This window comes from Paenibacillus jiangxiensis (assembly GCF_046098255.1).
Taxonomy (GTDB): domain Bacteria; phylum Bacillota; class Bacilli; order Paenibacillales; family Paenibacillaceae; genus Paenibacillus; species Paenibacillus jiagnxiensis.
Genome location: NZ_JBJURI010000005.1, coordinates 247,769 through 269,693, shown reverse-complemented (window position 1 = coordinate 269,693; position 21,925 = coordinate 247,769). Strand labels below are relative to the sequence as shown.

The window sequence follows — 21,925 nt, the reverse complement described above, 5'->3', positions numbered from 1 at the left end:
TCTCATAATTGCCTTCGAATCCAACGACTGTTCACGAAAAAGAACAACCTCATGAGCGGGCTTTTCTTCATTAAACGCTTTGAGACGAGGCGTACCTCCTGCTGTTCGCTGACCTTCGGGTCGGATAAATATAACGCAAGCAGTCCCTCGATAATCATCCTGTGAAAGGAACTATCAGGTACTGAAGACACATCCACCCGCGCACTGTTTACAATGAACACGAACCGGTCAACCATGGTTTCGGTATCTTCATAGTAATTGCAAAAGTTCAAATCCCCGCCTATACGGTCTTCGTTTTGGTCGATCAGATAATCCAGCAATATATGCAGACCGCAGACATGCGGAAAATACGACCGATGAATTGCGGCTGCCCCCGAATCGGTCAGATGGGGGTCGCTGGCAGCCAGAAACAACATAAATACGCCCAGCGTTGAACCCGTCGCCGCCGCAAATTCATTCCAGCGCAATTCCGGTGTCCGCTCTTTATGAAGGTTCCACCAATCCATTAATGCTGCTTCCCGGAGCTCCGGCTTGATATGCTTGTATACCTGTAGATCGGTATAAAGCCTTGCCAGATCAAGAATATAAGGCATGGCGGCTTCATAACCCGGAAGCTTGCGTATACATGACTGACAAGTCTCCACCAGGTGAAGCAGATATCCTCCATCTTCCTGTTCGTCCCGTAAAGCATAATAATGAACAGGTTCCGCCGCCGGATTAACCGCATCGAGCATGGACTGGTGCAGCAGTCTGAAGTCTTCCGGGTCCAAAGACGTGCTTCGGTCACACAAATTATCGAGATAGTCGCTGATCGTCTGATAAGCGACTATCAGTTGAATCAGCGTATGACGGACCGGCAGATTAACCGCCGCATAGACCGAGCCGCCGATACAGTGAAACGCCTTGCCTGATATGCTTGCAAGCGCCTGCTTCTTTAATTCAGTATCCGGAATTTGTTCAGCCGTCTGGCGCCAATATTCCAGGGTTCGCTGTGTCTCGGGAAGGATGTATCTGTACATTCGGTTCATCAACCCAAAGGGACCGCGCGGAGCCTGAAATTGTCTTAGCTCAATATCATTCAAATGACGGTGCCTCCACAATGTGTCTACGTTTTTCGCAACCTATCCAAACAAGCTTATTATAATATGATCGCCAAGTTTGCACAAATAAAGAAAGTCACTTTTCGACAGGCTCCGGGTGCTTTTCCCGGGTGTCATCCATGGATGCGTTCTGCCATTTTCCGGACACATAATACAGGATTCCGGCAGTCATCGCGACGGCAAAGCCGATGGGAAAGCTCCACCATACCGCGTTCAGTCCAAAGTCATCCACCAGCAGATAAGCCAGCGGAATCCGTATTCCCCACAATGCCAGCGTAGTGATCAGCAGCGGCACAATGACGGCTCCCGTGGACCGGACAACCCCTGTAATTACATTCATGACGCCAAACAGCACAAAGCTCCACAGCGTAATTTCGTTAATCCTCATCCCGATCTCCAGCGCCTGGCCGGAGGACGGAAGAAACAGCAGCAAGGCCTCCCGGTTAAAGATATGGATCACCACCACCAGGCCACCTGTCATGAGCAGATTGAACAGAACGCCGATCCAGGTTGTGCGGTGGACGCGGTCCCACTTCCGGGCGCCGATATTCTGGGCGGCGAAAGAAGACACCGCAGCTCCAAGCGCCATCGCCGGCATCTGGACATAACTGGACAGATTGTTCGCCGCTGTATAGGCCGCAGCCGCATCAACGCCAAAGCTGTTGACAAGATACATCAACATGATTGCGCTGGTGGTAACAACGATCATTTGCAGCCCCATCGGCACCCCTTTGCGGATGAGCGTCCAAATGATGCCATAGTCCATCCGCAGCAGGTGCAGTTCATCCTTTGTAATGCGTAAAAAATATTTCATACGATACAGATAGATCATCATGCCTATAAAGCTGACAAAATTCGCGATGACCGTTGCCAGCGCCGAACCGCCGATTCCAAGCTCGGGTACGGGACCGAGCCCGAAGATGAACACAGGATTAAGAGCGACGTCCAGCACTACGCATAAAATCAGAAAGTAAAAAGGCGTTTTCGAATCACCCGATCCCCGCAGCACCGTCATAATGTAGTTGAATCCGAACATAAACGGGATGCCTGCAAAAATAATCATTGTATAGATGATCGCCATTTCAAGGGATTCCGCAGGCGTATTCAAAGCCGTCAGAATAGAAGGCGAAAGCAAAATGCCCGCAGCGCCAATCAGCAATGCCAGCAAAAGAAAAAAGACGGCGCTCGTGCCGACAACCCGCTTCGCCTTGGCGATATCCTTTGCTCCGATGCTCTGACCGATCAGAATGGTGGCGGCCATGGTGACGCCGAAAATGGAGCTGATCAGAAAAAATAAAATAATGTTGCCGTTGGAGGCCGCGGTCAAGGCCGCTTCGCCGAGAAATTTGCCCACCCAAATGGAATTGATGGTACCGTTCAGCGTCTGCAGCACATTGCCCAGCAGCATGGGGAGAGAGAAGAAAAAAAGCGTTTTCGCAATTGGCCCCTCCGTAAGAGACGGACCGGTCCGCGCAGCGGCCATAGCCATGACAATCAGCTCCTCTAATAGTCAAAGTTGTGGTCATTATGTATATTTAACACCAGTCAAACCTGTGGAAGCAAAAAAGCGCAGCTCCCAACGGGAAAACTGCGCTTTTATGACGTTCAGCCGAACTTTATAAGAGATCCGTTTACCGGAAATATTCTTACAATTTAGTTACGTTAGCTGCTTGAGGTCCACGGTTACCTTCCGTGATTTCGAATTCTACTTCTTGACCTTCATCCAAAGTCTTGAAGCCTTCGCCTTGGATTGCGGAGAAATGTACGAAAACGTCTTCGCCGCCTTCAGTGGAGATAAAGCCATAGCCTTTCTCTGCGTTAAACCATTTAACTGTACCCTTCAAGTGAACAACCTCCTAAAAATACCGCCATCTATGGCGAATATCCATATTATACTCCATCATTTTCAACATTGCAATTGATGTTTTGGGTCGCTGGAATGATTTGTTTTTCCCTGCCGTCTGCGGTATTATGGACCAAAACACTTACGGAGATATGCATATGATGAAAAAGCATGAAATATACAAAAAAGACAAATGGAACATGATGACAGTCGAGGTCCAGGGCCGCTACATCGTCCTGCGGGAAATTTCCGACGACTGGGGGGAGGAAGCGCATACTTTTCTGAGCCGCCCAGCCATGATGCAGTGGGCCAACAACCGCTTCCCAAAGGAAGAGTTTCAAGGCAACGAGGAAGAATGGGAGCGTATCATGAACGCTTTCAAGCAGGTATAGGACGTCCATGGATACGAGCAGCTCCATTATTTTTATTATCCTTGCCTTTACCCTGGGAGCCGTGCTCCTGATGAAACGTGACAGCATCCCCGCCCAGCTCAAGAAATGGATGGCTCTGGCGGCTGTCGTTATGATCTGTTTTGCCTTTTTCCTTATTGTATACGGTTTGATGCTGGGTGGTTCCAGCTAAAAGCGGCAAATTATATTTGCTTCCCTCTGAGGCCATACTATGACTTATATGTCATGGTAAAAGGAGGATGCATGTTTGCGGCCTGCCAAACCACTAGCCGTCCTGCTCGCCATCAGCCTGCTTTCTCCGCTGGTGCCTGCAGACGCCAAAACCGTAACCCGCACATCGCAGATGAAAGAACAAAGGAGGCCCTCTATGAGTAAAGTACTGAAACGTGAAGAAGTAGCACCGGAAAACAGCTGGAAGCTGGAAGATCTGTTCCCGAATCAGCAGGCCTGGGACAAGGAATACGAGGAAATCAAACAGTTAACAAAGAAAGCCTCCTCCTTCCAGGGCAAGCTGGACCAAGCCGAGGCGGTTCGCGACTGCTTCAAGCTTGAAGATGAATTATCGCTCAAAACAGAACGGGTATACGTATACGCCCATCTTCATCACGATGAAGATACTGCGGAGCCTACATACCAGGCTTTGTCGCAAAAAGCGAAAAAGCTCAGCGTGGAAGTCAGCGAAGCGCTCTCTTTTATTACTCCCGAAATTTTATCCCTGCCTGAAGGCAAGCTGGATGAGTTTATCGCCGCTCCGGAGCTTGCCCCTTACAAATTCACACTGCAGGAGATGAAGCGCGAGAAGGCGCATATTCTGAGCAAGCCTGAAGAAGCGCTGCTGGCCCAGGTCGGCAATCTTTCACAGGCCCCGCAGACGATCTTCGGCATGCTCAACAATGCGGATCTAAAGTTTCCGCGCATCAAGGACGAGAACGGCAACGAGGTTGAACTGACACACGGCAGCTATATCCAGTTCCTGGAGAACCCCAACCGTGAAGTGCGCGAACGGGCCTTTAAAGCCGTGTACGATACGTATGCGGCCAACAAAAATACGATCGCTGCCGCACTGAGCGCCAATGTAACGAAAAATATTTTTTATTCCCGGGTCCGCAAGTACCCTTCCGTGCTGGAAATGTCCCTTTATGGCGACAACATTCCGAAGGAAGTGTATACAAACCTGGTCGACACGATCCATGAAAGCCTTCCTCTCCTGCACCGCTACATGAAGCTGAGAAAAAAGCTGCTCGGTGTGGATGAGCTTCATATGTACGACTTGTTCGCCCCGCTGGTGGATGAATACAAGATGGACATCACCTATGACGAAGCCAAGGACACTACGCTGGAAGGACTCAAACCTCTGGGTGACGATTATCTGGCCGCGCTGAAAAAAGGCTACACTGAACACTGGATCGACGTATACGAGAACGAGAACAAGCGTACAGGCGCCTATAGCTGGGGAGCCTACGGCACCCATCCCTATGTGCTGCTGAACCATAAGGACAATCTGAACAGCATGTTTACGCTGGCACATGAAATGGGCCACGCGCTGCATTCCTATTATTCGGATAACGCGCTGCCTTACCGTGACGCCCAGTATACGATTTTCCTCGCGGAAGTGGCTTCAACGACGAATGAGGCCTTGCTGATGGATTACCTGCTGAAAAAATCGCAGGATCCGAAGGAAAAAATGTACCTGCTCACCTATTATGCCGACCAGTTCCGTACAACGGTATTCCGGCAAACGATGTTTGCCGAGTTCGAGAAGATCATTCATGAACGGGCGGAACAGGGTGAGTCCCTCACTCCGCAGGTGCTGTCGGATATCTATTATGATCTGAACGTGAAGTATCATGGACCGGATATGCACGTGGATAAGGATATCGCCATGGAATGGGCGCGCATCCCGCATTTTTACAACAGCTTCTATGTGTACAAATATGCGACAGGCTTCTCTGCGGCCACGAGCTTTTCCAAGCAAATTCTGGAGGAAGGCCAGCCGGCGGTTGACCGTTATCTTGGCTTTCTCAAAAGCGGGGGCAGCGATTACTCCATCAACATTCTGAAAAAAGCGGGTGTAGACATGTCTTCGCCACAGCCGATTCGCGAGGCCATGAGTGTATTTAAGGAACTGATTGAGGAGATGGAAAAGCTCTCCTGAGCTAAGCTGATTCCTGCAGAGCAGAGTTCTGCAAAAAAGCTGTCGAATTGGCGCTGTCATAAAATCCCTTGCCTTTCATAGACAAGGGATTTTATACTTATCATGCCAAGGAGGTGGCCCTGATGAGATTACAATGGTCTCTGATCTCTGCATTAATTATCGCTTTGCTGACCGCAATCTTCGCCGTCATCAATGTCAATGCGGTTAAGGTAAACCTGTTGTTCCAGGTTGTCGAAATTCCGCTGATTCTGTTGATTTTGGGCTGTACGCTGCTCGGAGGCCTGATCGTAGGCTCCCTGGGTATTTTCCGCCAATTCAAGCTGCAGCGCGAGATTAAACGTCTTACACGCCAATTGGAACTCCTGCAGCAGCCGCCAGCGGCCCAGACTTCCGGAACAGAGCAACTGAAGAATACGCCCGGGGAGGCCCAAGGAACCGCCGCTGCCGAAGCAGCTTCCGTCGGGGATGCTGACCGGTTGTCCAAATAAGGAGGAAATCTGCATTCATGAATATTCAGCCGAATGAAGAATACATTATATCTCTGCTCAAGAAGCTGCTGGACACTCCAAGCCCGAGCGGGTACACGCATGAAGTGATGAAAATTGTGCGTGAGGAAGCGGATAAGCTCGGATTCCCGGTGGAGTGGAACGCCAAAGGCGGTGCCATCATTTCGCTGAAGGGCGAAAATACGGATAACACGATAGCGCTGAGCGCCCATGTGGACACCCTCGGCGCCATGGTACGTTCCGTAACCGGCCACGGCACGCTGCGCATCACTTCTGTCGGCGGGTTCATGATGAACAGCATCGAGAATGAATACTGTCAAATACATACCCGGAGCGGAAAAATCTATACAGGCACCATTTTGTCCGCCCATCCTTCCGTGCATGTCTATGCGGATGCACGAACCTTTGAGCGCAAGGAAAGCAACATGGAAGTGCGGATCGATGAATTGGTGGAAACCAAAGAGGATGTGCTGAAGCTGGGCATTGCCGTGGGGGATTTCATTTCTTTCGATGCCCGTGCCGTCGTGACGCCAAGCGGATATGTTAAATCACGTCATCTGGACGATAAGGCCAGCGTTGCGGCGTTGTTCGGGCTGCTGGAATCATGCCGACGCGAGCAATGGACGCCAAAGCGTGAGGTCAAGCTGCTGATTTCCAACTATGAGGAAGTCGGTCACGGAGCATCCTATATCCCTGCCGACATCCGTGAGATGATCGCGGTAGATATGGGAGCGATCGGCGATGACCTGAGCTGCAAGGAAACGGATGTTTCCATTTGCGCCAAGGACTCGTCCGGCCCGTATGACTATGACATGACGAGCCGGCTGATCGAACTGGCCCGGCAGCTTGAGATCCCTCACGCCGTCGATATTTATCCTCAGTACGGCTCGGATGCGTCAGCAGCGCTCAAGGGCGGCAGCAATATCCGCGCCGCACTGGTCGGTCCAGGGGTGCATGCCTCCCATGCGATGGAGCGAACCCATAAGCAGGCGGTGGTGAACACAGCACGTCTACTCGCTGCTTATATTCGGGAATAATGTATGAAATAATGGCATTCCGTCTCTGTAACTGTTTGGGCTAAAGCTTGCCATTGCAGAGGCTACGATAAGAACGATTAGAGGCAGCCGTTATGGCACGTTTGAGCGTGCTGTGAGGCTGCCTCTTTATTTACCATTTCACAAGTCAGGACACTCAGCTTTTTCGGCAAAAGCAATTCAGCGTATGATCATTCACCATACCCGAAGCCTGCATGAACGCATAGCAAATTGTTGAGCCTACGAATTTCATGCCGAGCTTGCGCAGCGCCTTGCTCATCTGATCCGATTGGGGAGTCGTGGCTGGAACTTCGGCGGTATCCTTCCAATGATTCACCAATGGAGCACCGTCCGTGAAGCTCCACAGCAGCTCCGAGAAGCCGCCCTTCTCCATCACGTCCAGATAGATTCTCGCATTGGTAATCGCCGCCTGAATCTTGAGACGATTGCGGATGATGCCCGGATTCGCCAGCAGCTCTGCTATCTTATTCTCATCATAGGCAGCTATCCGCTCAGGGTCGAACTGATCGAAGGCTTCACGGAATGCCTCACGCTTCTTCAAGACGGTATACCAGCTCAGGCCTGCCTGCATTCCCTCCAGCATCAGCAGCTCGAACAGCTCACGGTCCTCATACTGGGGCCTGCCCCATTCCTCATCATGATATGCGATATAAAGCGGGTCTTCGTTGACCCATGCGCAACGCTGTACTTCCGGGCTCAGATGCCATCATCCTTCCTGTAATCACAACTATGAACACACTATGGACGAAGCTGCATGCTGAATTCCTCATCCGGCAGTTCTGTGCTGTAGTAGAACATGTAGACTTCTGCGCTATCTAGAGCGTAATCCTTATACACATCAATATTCTTGTTATTCCCATCCCCTGCGAAATTGACCGTGAGAGGCTTTCCTAGGATGCGTTCCTCCCCTTTGCCGATGTGGGTCTGATTTATGCCGCCGAACAAGGGATCAGCGCTTTCCGTCTCTACGAACAGATTACCATCTTCTCGATAATACGTCCATTTCACAGGATAGCCTCCAATGTCCTGCATGAACGATTGACGCTGCTTGCTAATATTCGTGAGCATGATTGGGGGAAAATCACCACCATCATGATGTAGAACTTTGTGTCGCCCAATCAGCTTGATGATGGACGTGTCTGTAATCTCCAAATCCAGCGGCCTCTCCACAGATAGCTCGCTTATATGAGGACCTTTCTCAGAAGACCAGTATGCCCGGCGTAGTAAATGACCATCCACTTCCAGTTGATACTTGACAAATGGGAGCTGGTAATAGCGCTCCTGATGCTCTTCCGTCACACGGATTTGCGTAGGGGTAATGACCAGTTCCTTCAACATTGCCTTATCCTCCGTACCGGGAACAGGCAGATCAATCTGGGTACGCTGGGTACCTGCTTCCATTTGTAGCTTGCTCAGGTGAAGTGAGAATGTCCATTGTTGATCAATAATGGTATCCCGGCGAGTGTAGTCGAGTTTATATACAGTATCATCCTTTGGTATATCAGCCAGCTTGTAATATTGCTGTGCCGTATATTCCCCGTGATCTCCAGGCTTGCCGAAGGCACCGTTGCTGATGCGAACAGGCTCATCGCTCTTGTAGTAGGCATTCACTTGTGGAGTGGCCCACTCTCTGACCTCCGGCTGAGCAAAAAATACGCCTGTAGACAGCATCAGGCTATCCTCTCCCCGTGGAAACGCTTGAACCACCAGCTTGGAAATGCCATCTTGCTCGATGGCAAACTGCTGCTCGCCTGATTTGCTGACATCAAGCGGTATCTCCTTCTGCTGATTCGAGAAAAATTGCAGCTTTCCGGCCGTAAGTTCAATAGTCGCTTGCTCCGACTTAGGAGTCCAATTTGACTCAAAATAACCGATGTACCTTCCAGCCTGTTCATTCCACATCTGTCTACCGACCCTGCCCTCGATCCGATTGCCTTGCTCATCCGTCAGCTCCATGTCGGCGAACTGCCATAGATTCTTCCCATATTTCCCTGTATCCAGGCTGTATAAGATGACCGTTCGGTTCTCGTCCACTACGGCTGTATGAATGGTTAGCGTGATTCCGTCCTTCGTCACAGATTGCTCAATCGTCTGCCCCAGATTCTGTGCCAGGGCGGTCTGGATGCCACTCCTGCCGCTGCCGTTCAGCAAATGGGTCCAATCGACCTGAAACGCTGCATATACTGGGGCTGCAATGATGACAGTGCTGATAGAAGCAATCATCGCGGCCCGGCGCCAGCCTCCCGCTCTGATTTTAGGCAAAATAAGTCCATTTCTCCGTTGGGAGTGTTGTCTGCCCTTCCCGAAAAATACTGCGTCGGCCGCTTCCACTTGAGTCTCAGCTTGCGGGTCGAGTGCTGCCTCTATATGTGACCACATCTCGTTAAAATCAGGGTAGTTCAACCCGCTTTCACGGTTTAGTTGCTGCTTTAGTCTGTTCTCGGTATGCTTCATGACATCCTCCCTCTTCCGAACGATGGATTGCAAATTCCCGCTTTGACAGGATTAACTTCATTAGCTTTAGACCTTTGTGGACCCTTGATTTTGCCGTCCCAACTGGAATACTCAAAATTTCGGCTATATCAGCCATACTGAAATCGTGCATATACCTTAACGATACGGCAGCCCGAATCTTGGGAGGTAACTGCATCATATCCCCCGCCAGCTCCTCCGCAGCCTCCCGCTCCTCCAGCAGTAAGTCCAATGCCTTACCCTCATGCTCGATAGGGCTATACTGGCTCTGCACGAGAAAATCCTTGGCTTGTCGGCTGCGCTGTGACTTCAGATGTGTCAGACAGCGGTTCACAGCGATACGCATAATCCATGCCCGCAGATGCTCTATATGCTCCCAATTGCTGCGAAAAACCGAGATGAATACTTCCTGGCAAAGATCCTCGGCATCTGATGCGTTATGTACCATGTAGTAGCATGTCCTGTATACCTGCTTGTTGTATGTTTCAAAAAGCTCTCTTTGCGTCAATACTCCCTTCCTCCTTTCATTCCTGTCATAACTTAAACCATCTGACCTGGAAAAAGGTTCATTTCTCACATATGAATTTAAAAAACCGCGAGTCACCTGGTACGGAGACTTGCGGTTATTCATTTACTATTTGCCTTCTTCAATCCGTTCAGCCAATTCGTTAAGATAGGTCCAGCGCTCCAGCAGATGCTCCAGCTTGGCCTCCGCCTCTGACTGCCGCTGCATCAGTTCCTGCAGCCTCGCCGAGTCGCTGAACGCCTTCTCCATCTCGGCAGCAATCTGCACCAGCCGTTCCTCCGCCTCCGCTACCAATTCATCGATCTGCTCATATTCTCGCTGTTCCTTGTAGCTGAATTTCAATTTTTCTTTTTTTGGAGGCTGATCCTGTTTCTCCGTGGACGTCTTCTTCTCCGCAGCAGCTACCGGGGACACCGTCTCTATGGCATGGCGGGCCATCCACTCCGCATACTCCGTATAATTGCCCACATGCAGGCGAACCTTGCCCTCTCCCTCAAAGGCCATAATCTTATCCATGGTCCGGTCCAGGAAATAGCGGTCATGAGATACAGCAATCACTATGCCGGGAAAATCATCCAAATAATCCTCCAGCACTCCGAGCGTCTGGATGTCCAGATCATTCGTCGGCTCATCCAGCAGCAGCACATTCGGCGCTTCCATCAGAATGCGCAGCAGATACAAACGCCGCTTCTCGCCTCCGGATAAGCGGGAAATCATGGACCACTGCATATTGGGCGGGAACAGGAAGCGCTCCAGCATCTGTGCGGCGGTAATGGTGCTGCCGTCATCGGTACGGATGACCTCCGCCCCTTCCTTGATATATTCAATCACTCGCTGATTCGGGTTCATCTCCTGATGCTCCTGCGTGAAATAGCCCAGCTTTACCGTGGCCCCCAGCACAACTTGGCCGCGGTCCGGCTCAATTCGGCCTGCAATCATATTCAGCAGGGTAGACTTGCCGCTTCCGTTCGGTCCGACGATGCCGATCCGGTCGCCGGGCACCGCCGCATAATCCAGGTGCTCAATCAGCGTACGCTCGTCAACCGATTTGGACAGACCGTCGATCTCCAGTATTTTTTTGCCCAGCCGGGTTGAAGCGACCGACATATCTATGGTGCCCCCGCGCTGCTCGGGCTGCTGCTCCATCAGCTTTTCGAATCGCTCGATTCTTGCCTTTTGCTTTGTCGTGCGCGCCTTGGCGCCGCGCCGGATCCAGGCAAGCTCATTGCGCAGCAGGTTTTGCCGCTTCTGCTCGGAGGCTGCTTCCCTCTCCTCACGCTCTGCCTTCAGCTCCAGAAATTTGCTGTAATTGGCCTCGTAACGGTACAAGCGGCCTTGATCCAACTCCAGCATGACCGTAGCCACCCTGTCCAGAAAATAGCGGTCATGGGTAATCATCAGCAAGGCGCCGCGTCTTTTCTGCAAATACTGCTCCAGCCAAGCAACGGAATCATTGTCGATATGGTTGGTGGGCTCATCCAGGATCAGCAGCTCGCAGGGCTGAATCAGCGCCGCCGCCAGCGCCACCCGTTTGCGCTGCCCGCCGGAGAGCGTCCCCATTTTGGCATCAAACTGGGTAATGCCAAGCTTTGTAAGCACACTCTTGGCATCACTCTCCAGCTGCCATGCCCCCAGTGCATCCATCTGCTGATTGGCAGACAGCAGGCGTCTCTGAAGCTCATCGCTGCCCGGATTCAACTCCAGCAGCTCCATAACCTCCATGTACTCCCTTACCGCCTTCATTTCCGGAAGCGTCCCTCGAAAGATCTGCTGCAGTACCGTCACATCCGAATCGAAATCGGGATTTTGCGCCAAATATTGAACCCGGACATCATTGTTGACGGCAATCTGCCCGCTGTCCGGCGTATCAAGCCCTGCGATGATCTGCAAAAAGGTCGATTTCCCCGTACCGTTGACACCCACGACACCGATTTTATCGCGTTCATCCATGCCGAAAGAAGCGTCCCGGAACAGTATTTTTTCCCCATAGCTTTTTGATAGATTTTCAACCGTTAATATATTCATCTATATATACTCCTCACATCCATAGATATCCCAGGGCCAAAGCGACCGCTCCGCCTGCCGAGGAGCTGATCAGATTCACGGCGTCATTGCTCATCCAGGCCCATCCCCGCGCCTTCTCCGTTGCCTGGCCGCAATGGGTGCCAACCTCCACTTCACGTCCGCAGACCCGGCAGCGGCTCATGTACTGCACCGTCGCTCCAAGATACGAGTCCGCAAAAGCACCTGCCGCACCCGCAACACCTCCAGACACAATCCAGGCCCACCATGGAAGCGTGCTTCCGCCAAGGATGGACTGGAACAACCAGGCGCTCAAGCCAATCAGAACGCCGCCTGCTACAGCCGCGCTTGTCCCTAAAGCGGATACGCCACCGCTGGTTCCAGGCGGAAGCGGCCGCCCGTTTAGTACGGAACGCGGAGCCTGACGGCTCAGGCTGCCGATCTCGGTCGCCCAGGTATCCGCGGTGACCGTCGACATGACGCCGATAAAAAGAAAGATCCACGCCGGCTGCGGCCATACCGCATAACCCGCACACAGCAGCATGCCAAGACCGCCGTTGGCAAACACCTGGCCGGCATCCCGGTTGCCCGTTTTGGCATAGGATTTCTCAAGCTCCGCCTTGCGCTCCTGCTTGTACTTCGAAAGCAGTGTGGATGTTATAAAAAACATCAGCAATATGCCAAACCAGAACAGATCACCGGCTCCGTAATAGACCGTGCCCATTACAAATGCCGCTGCAAAACCGGATAAAGTCAGCGATTTCTTCCTGTATGCGGCACCACCCACAAGCAGGGCTCCCGCCGCTCCAATCAACCAGTCCACCATATACCCTCCCATCAAATCCATCCACGCGTACTACGACCTTTTCGCAGGCTCTGTTTACGATTATACCACGCTGCCTGTCACCCAGGGAAAACTGGGGGCAACAGCTATGGGAGGAATGGTTCGTTCTCGGAGCGTCCCAGAACGCAAAAAAGGGGATCCCAGATCATCAGACCTTTTGGGATACCCTGGATTGCGACTGTAGAATATTCCATTAACCAATCGTACAGGCTCCTTGTATTTCGTCCGCCCAGCGGAGCTCCAGCACATCGCCTTTGACCACTGGCCCGACCCCGGCCGGAGTTCCGGTAAAGATCAGATCCCCCTTGCCCAGGCCGTAATGGTCGGCAATATAATCCGCAATTTCCTGGAGGGAAAAGATCATGTCCTTCACGTTGCCGCGCTGTACCTCATCCTCATTTTTACGCAGGGAGAAGTCATGGTTCAGGAGAGAGGCTTCTCCCGCAAACGACAGAAACGGAGTCAGGGGAGCCGAGTTTTTGAAGGCTTTGGCCGCAGTCCAGGGATGGCCTTTTTGCTTGATAACGGTTTGTACATCACGGAGTGTAAAGTCGATGCCAAATGCAAACGCCTCGATGCATTCATCCACCTTCATGCCCCGTTCATAGCTTCGCCCCAATCTGACAACAAGCTCGGCTTCATAGTGCAGCTCTCCCTGGTCCAAAGGCAGCTGAAGCGTTTCTCCATTCATGGGTACAACCGCATGAGACGGCTTAAGGAAAATCATCGGTTTTTCAGGCACAGCATTGCCCAGCTCTTCCGCGTGCAGCTTATAATTGCGCCCCACACAGTAAACATTGCGAATTTCTCTGTTCATCGAATCAGCCACCTCTTCACGGTTAATATGGTGTTGCCAATCAAGCTTTTTCTCTTCATCGCCTGCTCCCATGCCTCAGGCCGGTTGGTGCAGATCATCAGGTCCGGATGGAGGGAGGCAAGATTGCGTATAATCCCAACCTGATCCACAGTCCAGGCCATAACCGTGATACCCTGCTCCGTCATTTCAGCCATCAGCCTGGCGTCGATCTTCGGATAGGCCATGGATAGAAAGGAGCAGCCCAGCGCTGAAAGTCTCCCCGACAGATCTGCTGGCCTGATATCGGTAATGAAACCCGTGCATATCTCCGGCATTAGCTCCTTCACTCTGCGCAAAGCCTGCTGGTCGAACGATGTCAATACGATCTCCTGCTCCATACCGCGTGCAACAACCTGACGGAGCACCGCGCTTTCCAGCCCGGGATACATGTCCCCCGATGTTTTCAGCTCGATATTCAGCCGGACTTTGCCGCGGCACAGATCAAGCACCTCAGCTAACGATGGAATGGGTTCGCCGCGGTAACGTGGACTCTTCCAGGAGCCCGCATCCAGCCTGCGCAGCTCATCCCATGATCTGTCCTTGACCAGCCCTGACCCATTGGTCGTGCGCTCCAGCCGAAAGTCATGGATCACAACAGGAACCCCGTCCCGTGAGAGCTGGACGTCCAGCTCTATCCATTTCACAAACGGAAATGCCATCGCCTGCCTGAAAGCAGCCAGCGTGTTCTCAGGCGCCGCATGGGAAGAGCCACGGTGAGCCACACAGAGGTTATGCATCCTGCTCGCCCTCCATCATCGTTATTTGAAGTGCTATCAGCCTGCCGCAGCTCTGCCCGTGCTGTCGATACTTACATTGGGAGAAGACATGTTTTCGACCTTCTTGAGAATGTTCGCAGCCTTCTCTCCGGACAGCGGTATAGGCTGCCCAAGCTCCGCCCTGCACGGAATCAGCTTCATGCCGCATGCGCCGTCTTTTGTGCAGGATGCCTGGAAAACAGCTGTATCCCAGGTAGCTTCTGTTAATGATTTGGAAAAAATAAAATTGCCCGTACTGTAAGCTACCCATTTGCCCTTGTACATCTCGAGCCCTTGCAGAACATGGGGATGGCTTCCAATGACTAGATCCGCTCCGGCGTCTATAAATGCGTGGGCGAGCTCGGTCTGGTGATCCTCAAGGACGGAAGCCCGTTCTTTGCCCCAGTGTGCTGTGACGATCACCAGATCCGCCTTTTTGCTTGCCTGCCGGATCGCCTGCAGAGCCGCTGCAGGATCATAGACTCCCGCCACCCCAGCGCTTTTCGCGCCAGCATACCAGCTGACTTCGGGAATTACGCGGCTGAAGCCGAGCAAAGCGATCGTCATTCCTTTTCGTTCCACATATACGGGAGCATAAGCTTCTTCCGCATTCTTGCCGGCTCCCATATACAAAATTCCGTAATGACGTAGATAAGCCAGTGTATCCTTCAGCCCTGAGACGCCCTGATCCAAAATATGATTATTGGCCACATTCACCACATCCATCCCCGCTGCCGCCAGCTCGGGAAGGGCATCGGGGGAGGATTTGTATACATAGGTTTTATTCGCTGCCCCTGTACCGCCGTCCGTTACGGGGGTCTCCAGATTACCTACCGTCAGATCATCCGACTTGAACAGGCTGCCCAGCCTCTTGTACGGATAGTCATAGCCCTCCTCCTGCAGAAGCTGCTCCACTTTGCCGGAAAATTGCATGTCACCTACGAAGTTTAAAATGACACCGTCCGATCCGGTGGTATGCGCATCAGGAGCGGTCTCAGCTTCAGGCTTCTCTGCTTCAGGCGCTGCAGATCCTTCTTCATCTCCAGTCTGAACAGCGGACTCTCCTGTATCATCCGGAGAACCACCCGACGTATCGGCGCCCTCTTCCAAGCCGGTCTCCTCCTGGACTCCTTCCTCCTCCTTCGCCGGATTCGGAGCCGTCCGGACCGTCTCCGGAGCACTTATATCCGGCTCGGCCTCCGGAACCGTTTCCATTTCCGATTCCTGCTGCGCCTGCGCTGCTGGCTCGGGAACTGAAACGTCACCAGACATTCCGGGATCGGTATCGTCACTCGGCTTTCCGGGATCGGAGCTGGCTGTCATCTGCCTGCCAATATGTTCATTCCCTTCCGTTATGTAATAATAACCAATAATTGCGATAATCATAAACAACAGTATAAGATTGATTGCGGTCACGGCCCTTATCCGGCTCCGTCGCCGCCGTTTCTGCAGAGCATTTCGCTCCTCCACTCTTGAGGGGGGCATAACTCCTCCTTGTTATTTCATTGTCTCACAGACTTCTTCATTATATATCAGGACTCTCTGCAAAGAGAACCCCCGCCAGTGACTTCACACGGCGGGGGTTCCTGCTGCTCTTTTAGAGGTAGTTCAAAAAGTCATCTTTTGATCACGAAGGAAGTCAGGAAGCATACTCGACATCGAATCTTGAATTCAGCCGGGCCTTAGCGGATGCTTCCGAAGCATGTTTCCTGCGGAAACATTTCAGGTGCTCACGTACCCCAAGTACGCTCCGCTCCTCAGTCCCTATCTTCATTCAACTCAAGCGTTTTGAAAAAACGCACTTCGGAAGCATAGGCTTCGGTGCTGAAAACCTGACTTTTTGAACATGCATTTTTAATCAAACTGTTTCCATTTATCTATAATGACATCGCTCAAAGTCTCCATATAGAGAGGGTCGCTGTTCAAGGATTCGATGCGCATCAACCTCATATCCAGCTCCCTTGCCACGGCTTGAGCTTCAATATCCAGATCGTACAGCACTTCCAGATGGTCGGATACGAAGCCGACAGGCGCAACCAGTACGTCCTCTACCTGTTTCTCGCTCAACGTATGGAGCGTGTCCAAAATATCGGGGCCAAGCCATGGTTCAGACGTGCGACCCGCGCTCTGCCAGGTAAACTGCCAGCGGGTCACGCCGGCACTTTCAGCCACTGCTTTGGAGGTTTCCATGAGCTGATCAACGTATGGATCGCCGATCGAGAGAATGCGTTCAGGCAAGCTGTGCGCGCTGAACAGGACCTGCACCGAACCGCGGTCAGCGCCTGCTTCTTCGAACAAATCCAGCTTGGCCGCCACTCTTTCGGACAGAGCTTTGATCAATTTCGGATGCAGATGATAGCTTTCGATAAATGCCATTTTCAGGCCGAGTTCAGCCGCTTTTTCCTGTGCACGTTTGATATAACCTGCCACGCTCATGGAAGAATAGTGCGGAGCGAGCACAATCCCGATCGCCTTCTTAATGCCGTCCGCCGCCATTTGCCCGACTCCATCCTCGATAAAGGGGCGGGCGTGCTTTAATCCCTGATAACACACAAACTCGACATCGGGATTCCGGTTCTCACGATTCAATGTCGCCTGCAGGCTGTGCACCTGCCGGTCCGTATTTTCACGAAGGGGAAATACCCCTCCTACGATGGCTTCATATCTGTTCTTCAGTTCCTTGAGCTGCTCGGGAGAAGGCGCGCTGCCGCGCCGGATATGCGTATAATACGCCTCTACCTGCTCCAAGCTTTCCGGAGTGCCATATGACATGACTAATACGCCTACGGTTTCCTTCACTTTTATAATCACCTCTGTATGATTCTGCAAGTTAATAATTGAATGAACAGATTACAAGCTGTGCTGCCCTACCCGCTGCTTGAGCACGTTGGCCGAATATTCATGCACATATTGGGTCAGTTCTCTAAGCTTGTCAAGCGAGGCTTCAGGAAAAAGTCCGTGTCCCAAATTGAAAATATAGCCAGGCTCCTGAACTCCCGCATCGATGATTTCTTTGGCATGCTGTTTAATCACATCCATAGGTGCGGTAAGCACATAAGGATCCAGATTACCCTGAACTGCAAATCCGTCGTTCAGCCGCCGGCGGCCTTCCGGAATGGATACACGCCAATCCAGCCCCACGACATCAGCCTCCAGTGTGCGCAAAAGCGGCAGCAATTCGCCCGAACTGACCCCCGGGAAATAAATCTTCGGCACCTTCAGATCGGACAGCTCATGAAAAATCCGCTTGATCGTAGGGAGCACGAATACCTCAAAATCCCGTGGGGCCAGTGATCCGACCCAACTGTCAAACAGCTGGAATGCCTTCCCGCCGCTAGCCACATGAGCGCGAAGATAGGTAATCACCATATCCCCCAGTTTGTCCATCAAACGGAACCATACCTGCGGCTCGCTGTACATTAACGTTTTGGTATAAATGTAGTTTTTGGACGGACGTCCCTCAATCAGATAGCTCGCAATCGTAAACGGCGCTCCGGCAAACGTGATGAGCGGAACCTCGAGCTGCCGGTCAAGAATGCGAATCGTCTCTAAAATATGAGAAAGATCCTTCTGCACGTCGATCGGCTTGAGACGCTCCACATCGGCTGCCGTACGGATGGGTTGGTCTATGACCGGGCCGACGTTTTTGACTATATCAAAGTCCACACCAAGGGAAGCGACGGGATTCATAATATCGGAATATAAAATAGCAGCATCGACACCCAGCTTCCGGACAGGCATCATCGATACTTCGGCTGCCAGCTCGGGCTGACGGCATATTTCCAGCAAGGAGTATTTCTCTTTGATTTTCCGGTACTCGGGATCGTACCTTCCTGCTTGCCTCATGTACCAGACGGGAATGTGATCCACATCCTCCCTGAAGCACGCACGGATAAAATTATCGTTGTAAGTCATTGGCTTGAGCCCCCAGTTCGAATGTAAAACCTATACATTCATTATGCCCTTTTTAAAAGTGCGTAACAACCAGCCAGCACGGATGAACGATGACAATCCGATGACAGTTGGATAAAGTTTCAATGAAGTGTGCTATACTAAAAAGAACTGTTTATTTCTGGTTTCCCGGACTACGGATGAATACCTGAATTACCTCTCCACGGCCGGAAAGGATGTGAGCACCATGAAAACGTGGCAGGTGAATCTCATCGTTCTCTGGTTCGGCCAATTTTTGGCCAATGCCGGCATGACCATGATTACCCCTTTTCTGTCGCTTTATCTCGCGCAGGATTTGCATGTTAAGGGTGAGCATGAAATCGGCTTATGGGCAGGTGTGATCTTTGCCGCGAACTTTTTGACCTCTTTTATTTTTCAGCCGCTGTGGGGCAAGCTGGCGGATCAATATGGACGCAAAATCATGCTGCTTCGATCCGGCTTTGGCATGGCGCTGGTGATCGGCTGCATGGGCTTTGTCAATCACCCGTGGCAGCTCTTGGCGCTGCGTCTGCTGAACGGAACGATCTCCGGATTTAATCCGGCCTCCATCTCGCTCATATCCAGCACCACTCCCAAGGAGCGAATGGGATTTGCAATGGGCATCATACAGTCCGGACAAATGGCAGGCACGATCCTGGGGCCGCTGATGGGCGGATTTATGGCGGATTGGCTTGGCTTCAGGCCAATTTTCTTCATTACTGGGGGGCTGATCTTCTCCGCATCCCTGCTCGCGCTGTTTCTCGTCAGAGAGAAATTTAACCGCGCCGAGGCCGCCAAGGCTCCGCAGACCTCCGTCCTGGCCGGATTGCGTGAGCTGAGCCATACGCCGCAGCTGCCTGCGCTGTTCACTGTAACGTTCCTGCTTCAGTTTGCCATGATCAGCACGGTGTCCCTGCTGCCGCTGTATGTGCAGGACCTGTACGGCTCTGCTGAAGGCATTGCTCTTATTGCAGGTTTTGTCACCGCTGTAACCGGCCTGTCCAACATGATTTCATCCCCGATTCTGGGCAGGCTCAGCGACCGTATCGGGGCGCATCGGATATTGACCTATGCCCTGATCGGAGCAGCGCTCATGCTTATTCCGCAGGCTTTTGTCCAGACCGTGTGGGAGCTTGTCATCGTGCGTTTCCTGATGGGCGTGTTCATGGGCGGTCTTCTGCCGAGCGTGAATGCCCTGATCCGCTCTTATACGCCCACGGGCATGGAAAGCCGCGCATTTGGCTTCAACACAAGCGCGCTTGCACTCGGCAATATGCTAGGGGCCGTGATCGGCGGTCTGCTGTCAGGCTTTATCGGCATTGAAGGCCTGTTTATCATGTCAGGCGTGATGCTGCTGATCAATATGGTATGGGTAAGGATCAAGCTGTATGGCCGCCACAGCGGACAGGCGCATGATTTCCGGTAGAATGCAGTATCATCTAAAAAAGACAGCAAGTTCTTCTTGAGAGAAGACCTGCTGTCTTTTTATCTATACCTACTATTCATACCAAATGACAAGCCACGTAGTGGCCGGCTCCAGCATCACGGAATTCCGGCACCTGCTGTGTGCATATCTCCTTCACGAATGGACATCTGGTGTGAAATTTGCAGCCCTGCGGCGGGTTGGACGGATTCGGGATGTCTCCCTTCAGCACAATCCGCTCCCGCTTCAGCTTCGGAATGGGCAGCGGTACAGCGGAGAGCAGCGCCTTCGTATAAGGGTGCAGCGGATTCCGGAACAACTCGTCCCGGCCGGCCACCTCCATCAGGGAGCCCAAATACATCACTCCGATGCGGGAGCATAAGTGTTCAACCACGCTCAAATCATGCGAAATAAACAAATAGGTCAGGCCGCGCGAATCCTGCAGCTTACGGAAGAGATTGATTATTTGCGCCTGGATCGACACGTCCAGTGCCGACACCGGCTCGTCGGCGATAATCAGGTCTGGTCTCAGTGCCAGTGCCCGCGCGATACCGATCCGCTGCCGCTGTCCGCCCGAAAATTCATGCGGGAAGCGGTAATAATGGTACGACGACAGTCCGCAGGAAACAAGCAATTCTTCAACTACATCGTGAATCTCATCCCTGGATGCCATGCCATGGTCAATTAACGCTTCACCGATGGCATCACCAACACGGACACGCGGATTCAATGAGCTGTAAGGATCCTGGAAGATCAGCTGCATTTGCGGCCGCAGACGGCGCATCTCCTCCTTGGAGACCCGATAGAGATCTTTGCCCTTGAAGCGGATTTCACCCTCCGTCTTGTCCGTCAGACGCAGAATCGTCCGTCCTACCGTGCTTTTGCCGCTGCCGGATTCCCCAACCAGCCCGAAGGTCTCTCCCGGCTTGATGGCAAAGCTGATATCGTCAACGGCTCTTACATGAGCGACGGTACGATTCAAGAGTCCTGCTTTGACGGGAAAATACTTTTTGAGGTGATTAACCTCCACCAATGGTTCATGCATGGGACGCTACCTCCTCCTCATACAGCCAGCAAGCCACCCTCTGCCGTTCACCTTCCTGTTTGAGCACCGGTTCTCTGGTCCGGCAGATATCCATGCATTGAGCACACCGTTCGTGAAAATAACATGATTCGGTCAGCTCCAGCGGATTCGGCACCTGCCCAGGAATAAAATACAGCTCATCCTCGCGCTGACCAAGAATGGGTTTGGAGCGAAGCAGCCCCTGGGTGTACGGATGCTTGGGGCTCTGGAACAGCTCAACAACCTCTCCTTCTTCCACAACTTTTCCAGCATACATGACAATGACATAATCGGCCATTTCGGCTACAACACCCAAGTCATGAGTAATCAGCAGGATGGACATGTTCGACCGCTCTTTGATCTGGCGCAGCATGTCGAGAATTTGCGCCTGAATCGTCACATCCAGCGCCGTCGTCGGTTCGTCGGCAATCAGCAGCTTCGGATCGCAGGAGATCGCTATAGCAATCATGATGCGCTGCAGCATGCCCCCGCTAAGCTCGTGCGGATAGGACTCTGCAATTTGTTCCGGCCGTGAAATGCCGACCTGCCCGATCAACTCAATCGCCCGGGAATAGGCTCCCTTCCTGCTCAGCTTCAAATGCTCCATGAGCGGCTCCATAATCTGCTGACCGATCTTGAGCACAGGGTTCAGGGAAGACATCGGCTCCTGGAAAATCATCGCGATATCGCGGCCGCGAATGGTTCTTAGTTCATTTTTGCCCAGGTCCGGTAAATTTCTGCCGGCAAACTCGATGCTGCCTCCGACGATCCGGCCCGCCGGCCCTTCGACCAATCCCATGACGGACATCGCGGTAATACTTTTCCCGGAGCCCGATTCCCCCACAATGCAGACCGTCTCGCCCTGCCGTACCCGCAAGCTGACTCCGTCCACCGCCTTGACTACACCTTCTTCGGTTTGAAAATGGGTGCGTAAATCATTAATTTCAAGCACGTTGTTCATGGTA

At 52.3% G+C, this 21,925-nt stretch carries 21 protein-coding genes; 6 read left to right on the top strand and 15 right to left on the bottom strand.

The genetic code is table 11. The features are described from left to right. Positions 1 to 2 precede the first annotated feature (2 nt). The 3 genes from ACI1P2_RS07800 to ACI1P2_RS07790 form a co-directional block, all read right to left on the bottom strand. Positions 3 to 1,082: a tetraprenyl-beta-curcumene synthase family protein gene (locus tag ACI1P2_RS07800; protein WP_355318433.1), complete on the bottom strand. Its 1,080-nt coding sequence runs from the start codon at positions 1,080 to 1,082 to the stop codon at positions 3 to 5. 94 nt (positions 1,083 to 1,176) lie between these two features. Then, on the bottom strand, positions 1,177 to 2,583 hold the full coding sequence (locus tag ACI1P2_RS07795; protein WP_355318487.1) for an MATE family efflux transporter: 1,407 nt from the start codon (positions 2,581 to 2,583) through the stop codon (positions 1,177 to 1,179). A 163-nt stretch (positions 2,584 to 2,746) separates the two neighbouring features. After that, positions 2,747 to 2,944, bottom strand: a complete 198-nt coding sequence (locus ACI1P2_RS07790) for a cold shock domain-containing protein (RefSeq protein ID WP_355318431.1) — start codon at positions 2,942 to 2,944, stop codon at positions 2,747 to 2,749. 157 nt (positions 2,945 to 3,101) lie between these two features. Between ACI1P2_RS07790 and ACI1P2_RS07785 the strand changes: the two genes are divergently transcribed. The 5 genes from ACI1P2_RS07785 (at position 3,102) to ACI1P2_RS07765 (ending at position 7,051) form a co-directional block, all read left to right on the top strand. Then, positions 3,102 to 3,335 (top strand): hypothetical protein, encoded by a 234-nt coding sequence (locus ACI1P2_RS07785; RefSeq protein ID WP_355318429.1) that lies wholly within the window; start codon positions 3,102 to 3,104, stop codon positions 3,333 to 3,335. A 7-nt stretch (positions 3,336 to 3,342) separates the two neighbouring features. Continuing rightward, positions 3,343 to 3,525: a hypothetical protein gene (locus tag ACI1P2_RS07780; RefSeq protein ID WP_355318428.1), complete on the top strand. Its 183-nt coding sequence runs from the start codon at positions 3,343 to 3,345 to the stop codon at positions 3,523 to 3,525. A 195-nt stretch (positions 3,526 to 3,720) separates the two neighbouring features. Further along, on the top strand, positions 3,721 to 5,508 hold the full coding sequence (pepF, locus tag ACI1P2_RS07775; RefSeq protein ID WP_355318486.1) for an oligoendopeptidase F: 1,788 nt from the start codon (positions 3,721 to 3,723) through the stop codon (positions 5,506 to 5,508). A gap of 122 nt (positions 5,509 to 5,630) precedes the next feature. Next, complete coding sequence (locus ACI1P2_RS07770; protein ID WP_355318426.1) at positions 5,631 to 5,996, top strand: LapA family protein; 366 nt, start codon at positions 5,631 to 5,633, stop codon at positions 5,994 to 5,996. A 17-nt stretch (positions 5,997 to 6,013) separates the two neighbouring features. Next, a complete protein-coding gene (locus ACI1P2_RS07765) occupies positions 6,014 to 7,051 on the top strand; it encodes a M42 family metallopeptidase (protein WP_355318425.1) in 1,038 nt (345 codons plus the stop codon). Between the two features lie 154 nt (positions 7,052 to 7,205). Here the strand turns inward: ACI1P2_RS07765 and ACI1P2_RS07760 are convergent, their stop codons facing one another. From ACI1P2_RS07760 to hemE, 10 genes are all read right to left on the bottom strand, one after another. After that, positions 7,206 to 7,769, bottom strand: coding sequence for a DNA-3-methyladenine glycosylase I (locus ACI1P2_RS07760; RefSeq protein WP_355318484.1), 564 nt, complete (start codon positions 7,767 to 7,769; stop codon positions 7,206 to 7,208). A gap of 38 nt (positions 7,770 to 7,807) precedes the next feature. Next, complete coding sequence (locus tag ACI1P2_RS07755; RefSeq protein WP_355318423.1) at positions 7,808 to 9,523, bottom strand: DUF4179 domain-containing protein; 1,716 nt, start codon at positions 9,521 to 9,523, stop codon at positions 7,808 to 7,810. Further along, positions 9,480 to 10,049, bottom strand: a complete 570-nt coding sequence (locus ACI1P2_RS07750) for an RNA polymerase sigma factor (protein ID WP_355318422.1) — start codon at positions 10,047 to 10,049, stop codon at positions 9,480 to 9,482. Before ACI1P2_RS07750 ends, ACI1P2_RS07755 begins: the two co-directional genes overlap by 44 nt. Before the next feature lie 126 nt (positions 10,050 to 10,175). Next, entirely contained in the window at positions 10,176 to 12,092 is a 1,917-nt protein-coding gene (locus tag ACI1P2_RS07745; RefSeq protein WP_355318420.1) for an ABC-F family ATP-binding cassette domain-containing protein, read from the bottom strand. Between the two features lie 13 nt (positions 12,093 to 12,105). Beyond that, positions 12,106 to 12,912 (bottom strand): DUF92 domain-containing protein, encoded by an 807-nt coding sequence (locus tag ACI1P2_RS07740; protein ID WP_355318419.1) that lies wholly within the window; start codon positions 12,910 to 12,912, stop codon positions 12,106 to 12,108. Positions 12,913 to 13,126: 214 nt separating this feature from the next. After that, entirely contained in the window at positions 13,127 to 13,750 is a 624-nt protein-coding gene (locus ACI1P2_RS07735) for a fumarylacetoacetate hydrolase family protein (RefSeq protein WP_355318417.1), read from the bottom strand. Next, positions 13,747 to 14,526 (bottom strand): glycerophosphodiester phosphodiesterase, encoded by a 780-nt coding sequence (locus ACI1P2_RS07730; RefSeq protein ID WP_355318416.1) that lies wholly within the window; start codon positions 14,524 to 14,526, stop codon positions 13,747 to 13,749. Before ACI1P2_RS07730 ends, ACI1P2_RS07735 begins: the two co-directional genes overlap by 4 nt. Positions 14,527 to 14,562: 36 nt before the next feature. Continuing rightward, entirely contained in the window at positions 14,563 to 16,029 is a 1,467-nt protein-coding gene (locus tag ACI1P2_RS07725) for a CapA family protein (protein WP_355318414.1), read from the bottom strand. Positions 16,030 to 16,398: 369 nt separating this feature from the next. Beyond that, on the bottom strand, positions 16,399 to 17,343 hold the full coding sequence (hemH, locus tag ACI1P2_RS07720; RefSeq protein ID WP_355318412.1) for a ferrochelatase: 945 nt from the start codon (positions 17,341 to 17,343) through the stop codon (positions 16,399 to 16,401). Positions 17,344 to 17,394: 51 nt separating this feature from the next. After that, positions 17,395 to 18,459, bottom strand: a complete 1,065-nt coding sequence (gene hemE, locus ACI1P2_RS07715) for a uroporphyrinogen decarboxylase (RefSeq protein ID WP_355318411.1) — start codon at positions 18,457 to 18,459, stop codon at positions 17,395 to 17,397. A gap of 223 nt (positions 18,460 to 18,682) precedes the next feature. On the opposite strand from hemE, the gene ACI1P2_RS07710 reads away from it, so the two are divergent. Beyond that, complete coding sequence (locus ACI1P2_RS07710; RefSeq protein WP_408976161.1) at positions 18,683 to 19,900, top strand: MFS transporter; 1,218 nt, start codon at positions 18,683 to 18,685, stop codon at positions 19,898 to 19,900. A 76-nt stretch (positions 19,901 to 19,976) separates the two neighbouring features. Here ACI1P2_RS07710 and ACI1P2_RS07705 read toward each other — a convergent pair whose 3' ends face one another. Continuing rightward, positions 19,977 to 20,942 carry an ABC transporter ATP-binding protein gene (locus tag ACI1P2_RS07705; protein WP_355318407.1) on the bottom strand — a complete coding sequence of 322 codons (966 nt, stop codon included), beginning with the start codon at positions 20,940 to 20,942 and terminating at the stop codon, positions 19,977 to 19,979. Further along, a complete protein-coding gene (locus ACI1P2_RS07700; RefSeq protein WP_355318405.1) occupies positions 20,935 to 21,921 on the bottom strand; it encodes an ABC transporter ATP-binding protein in 987 nt (328 codons plus the stop codon). The genes ACI1P2_RS07705 and ACI1P2_RS07700 overlap by 8 nt, the downstream gene beginning before the upstream one ends. Positions 21,922 to 21,925 lie beyond the last annotated feature (4 nt).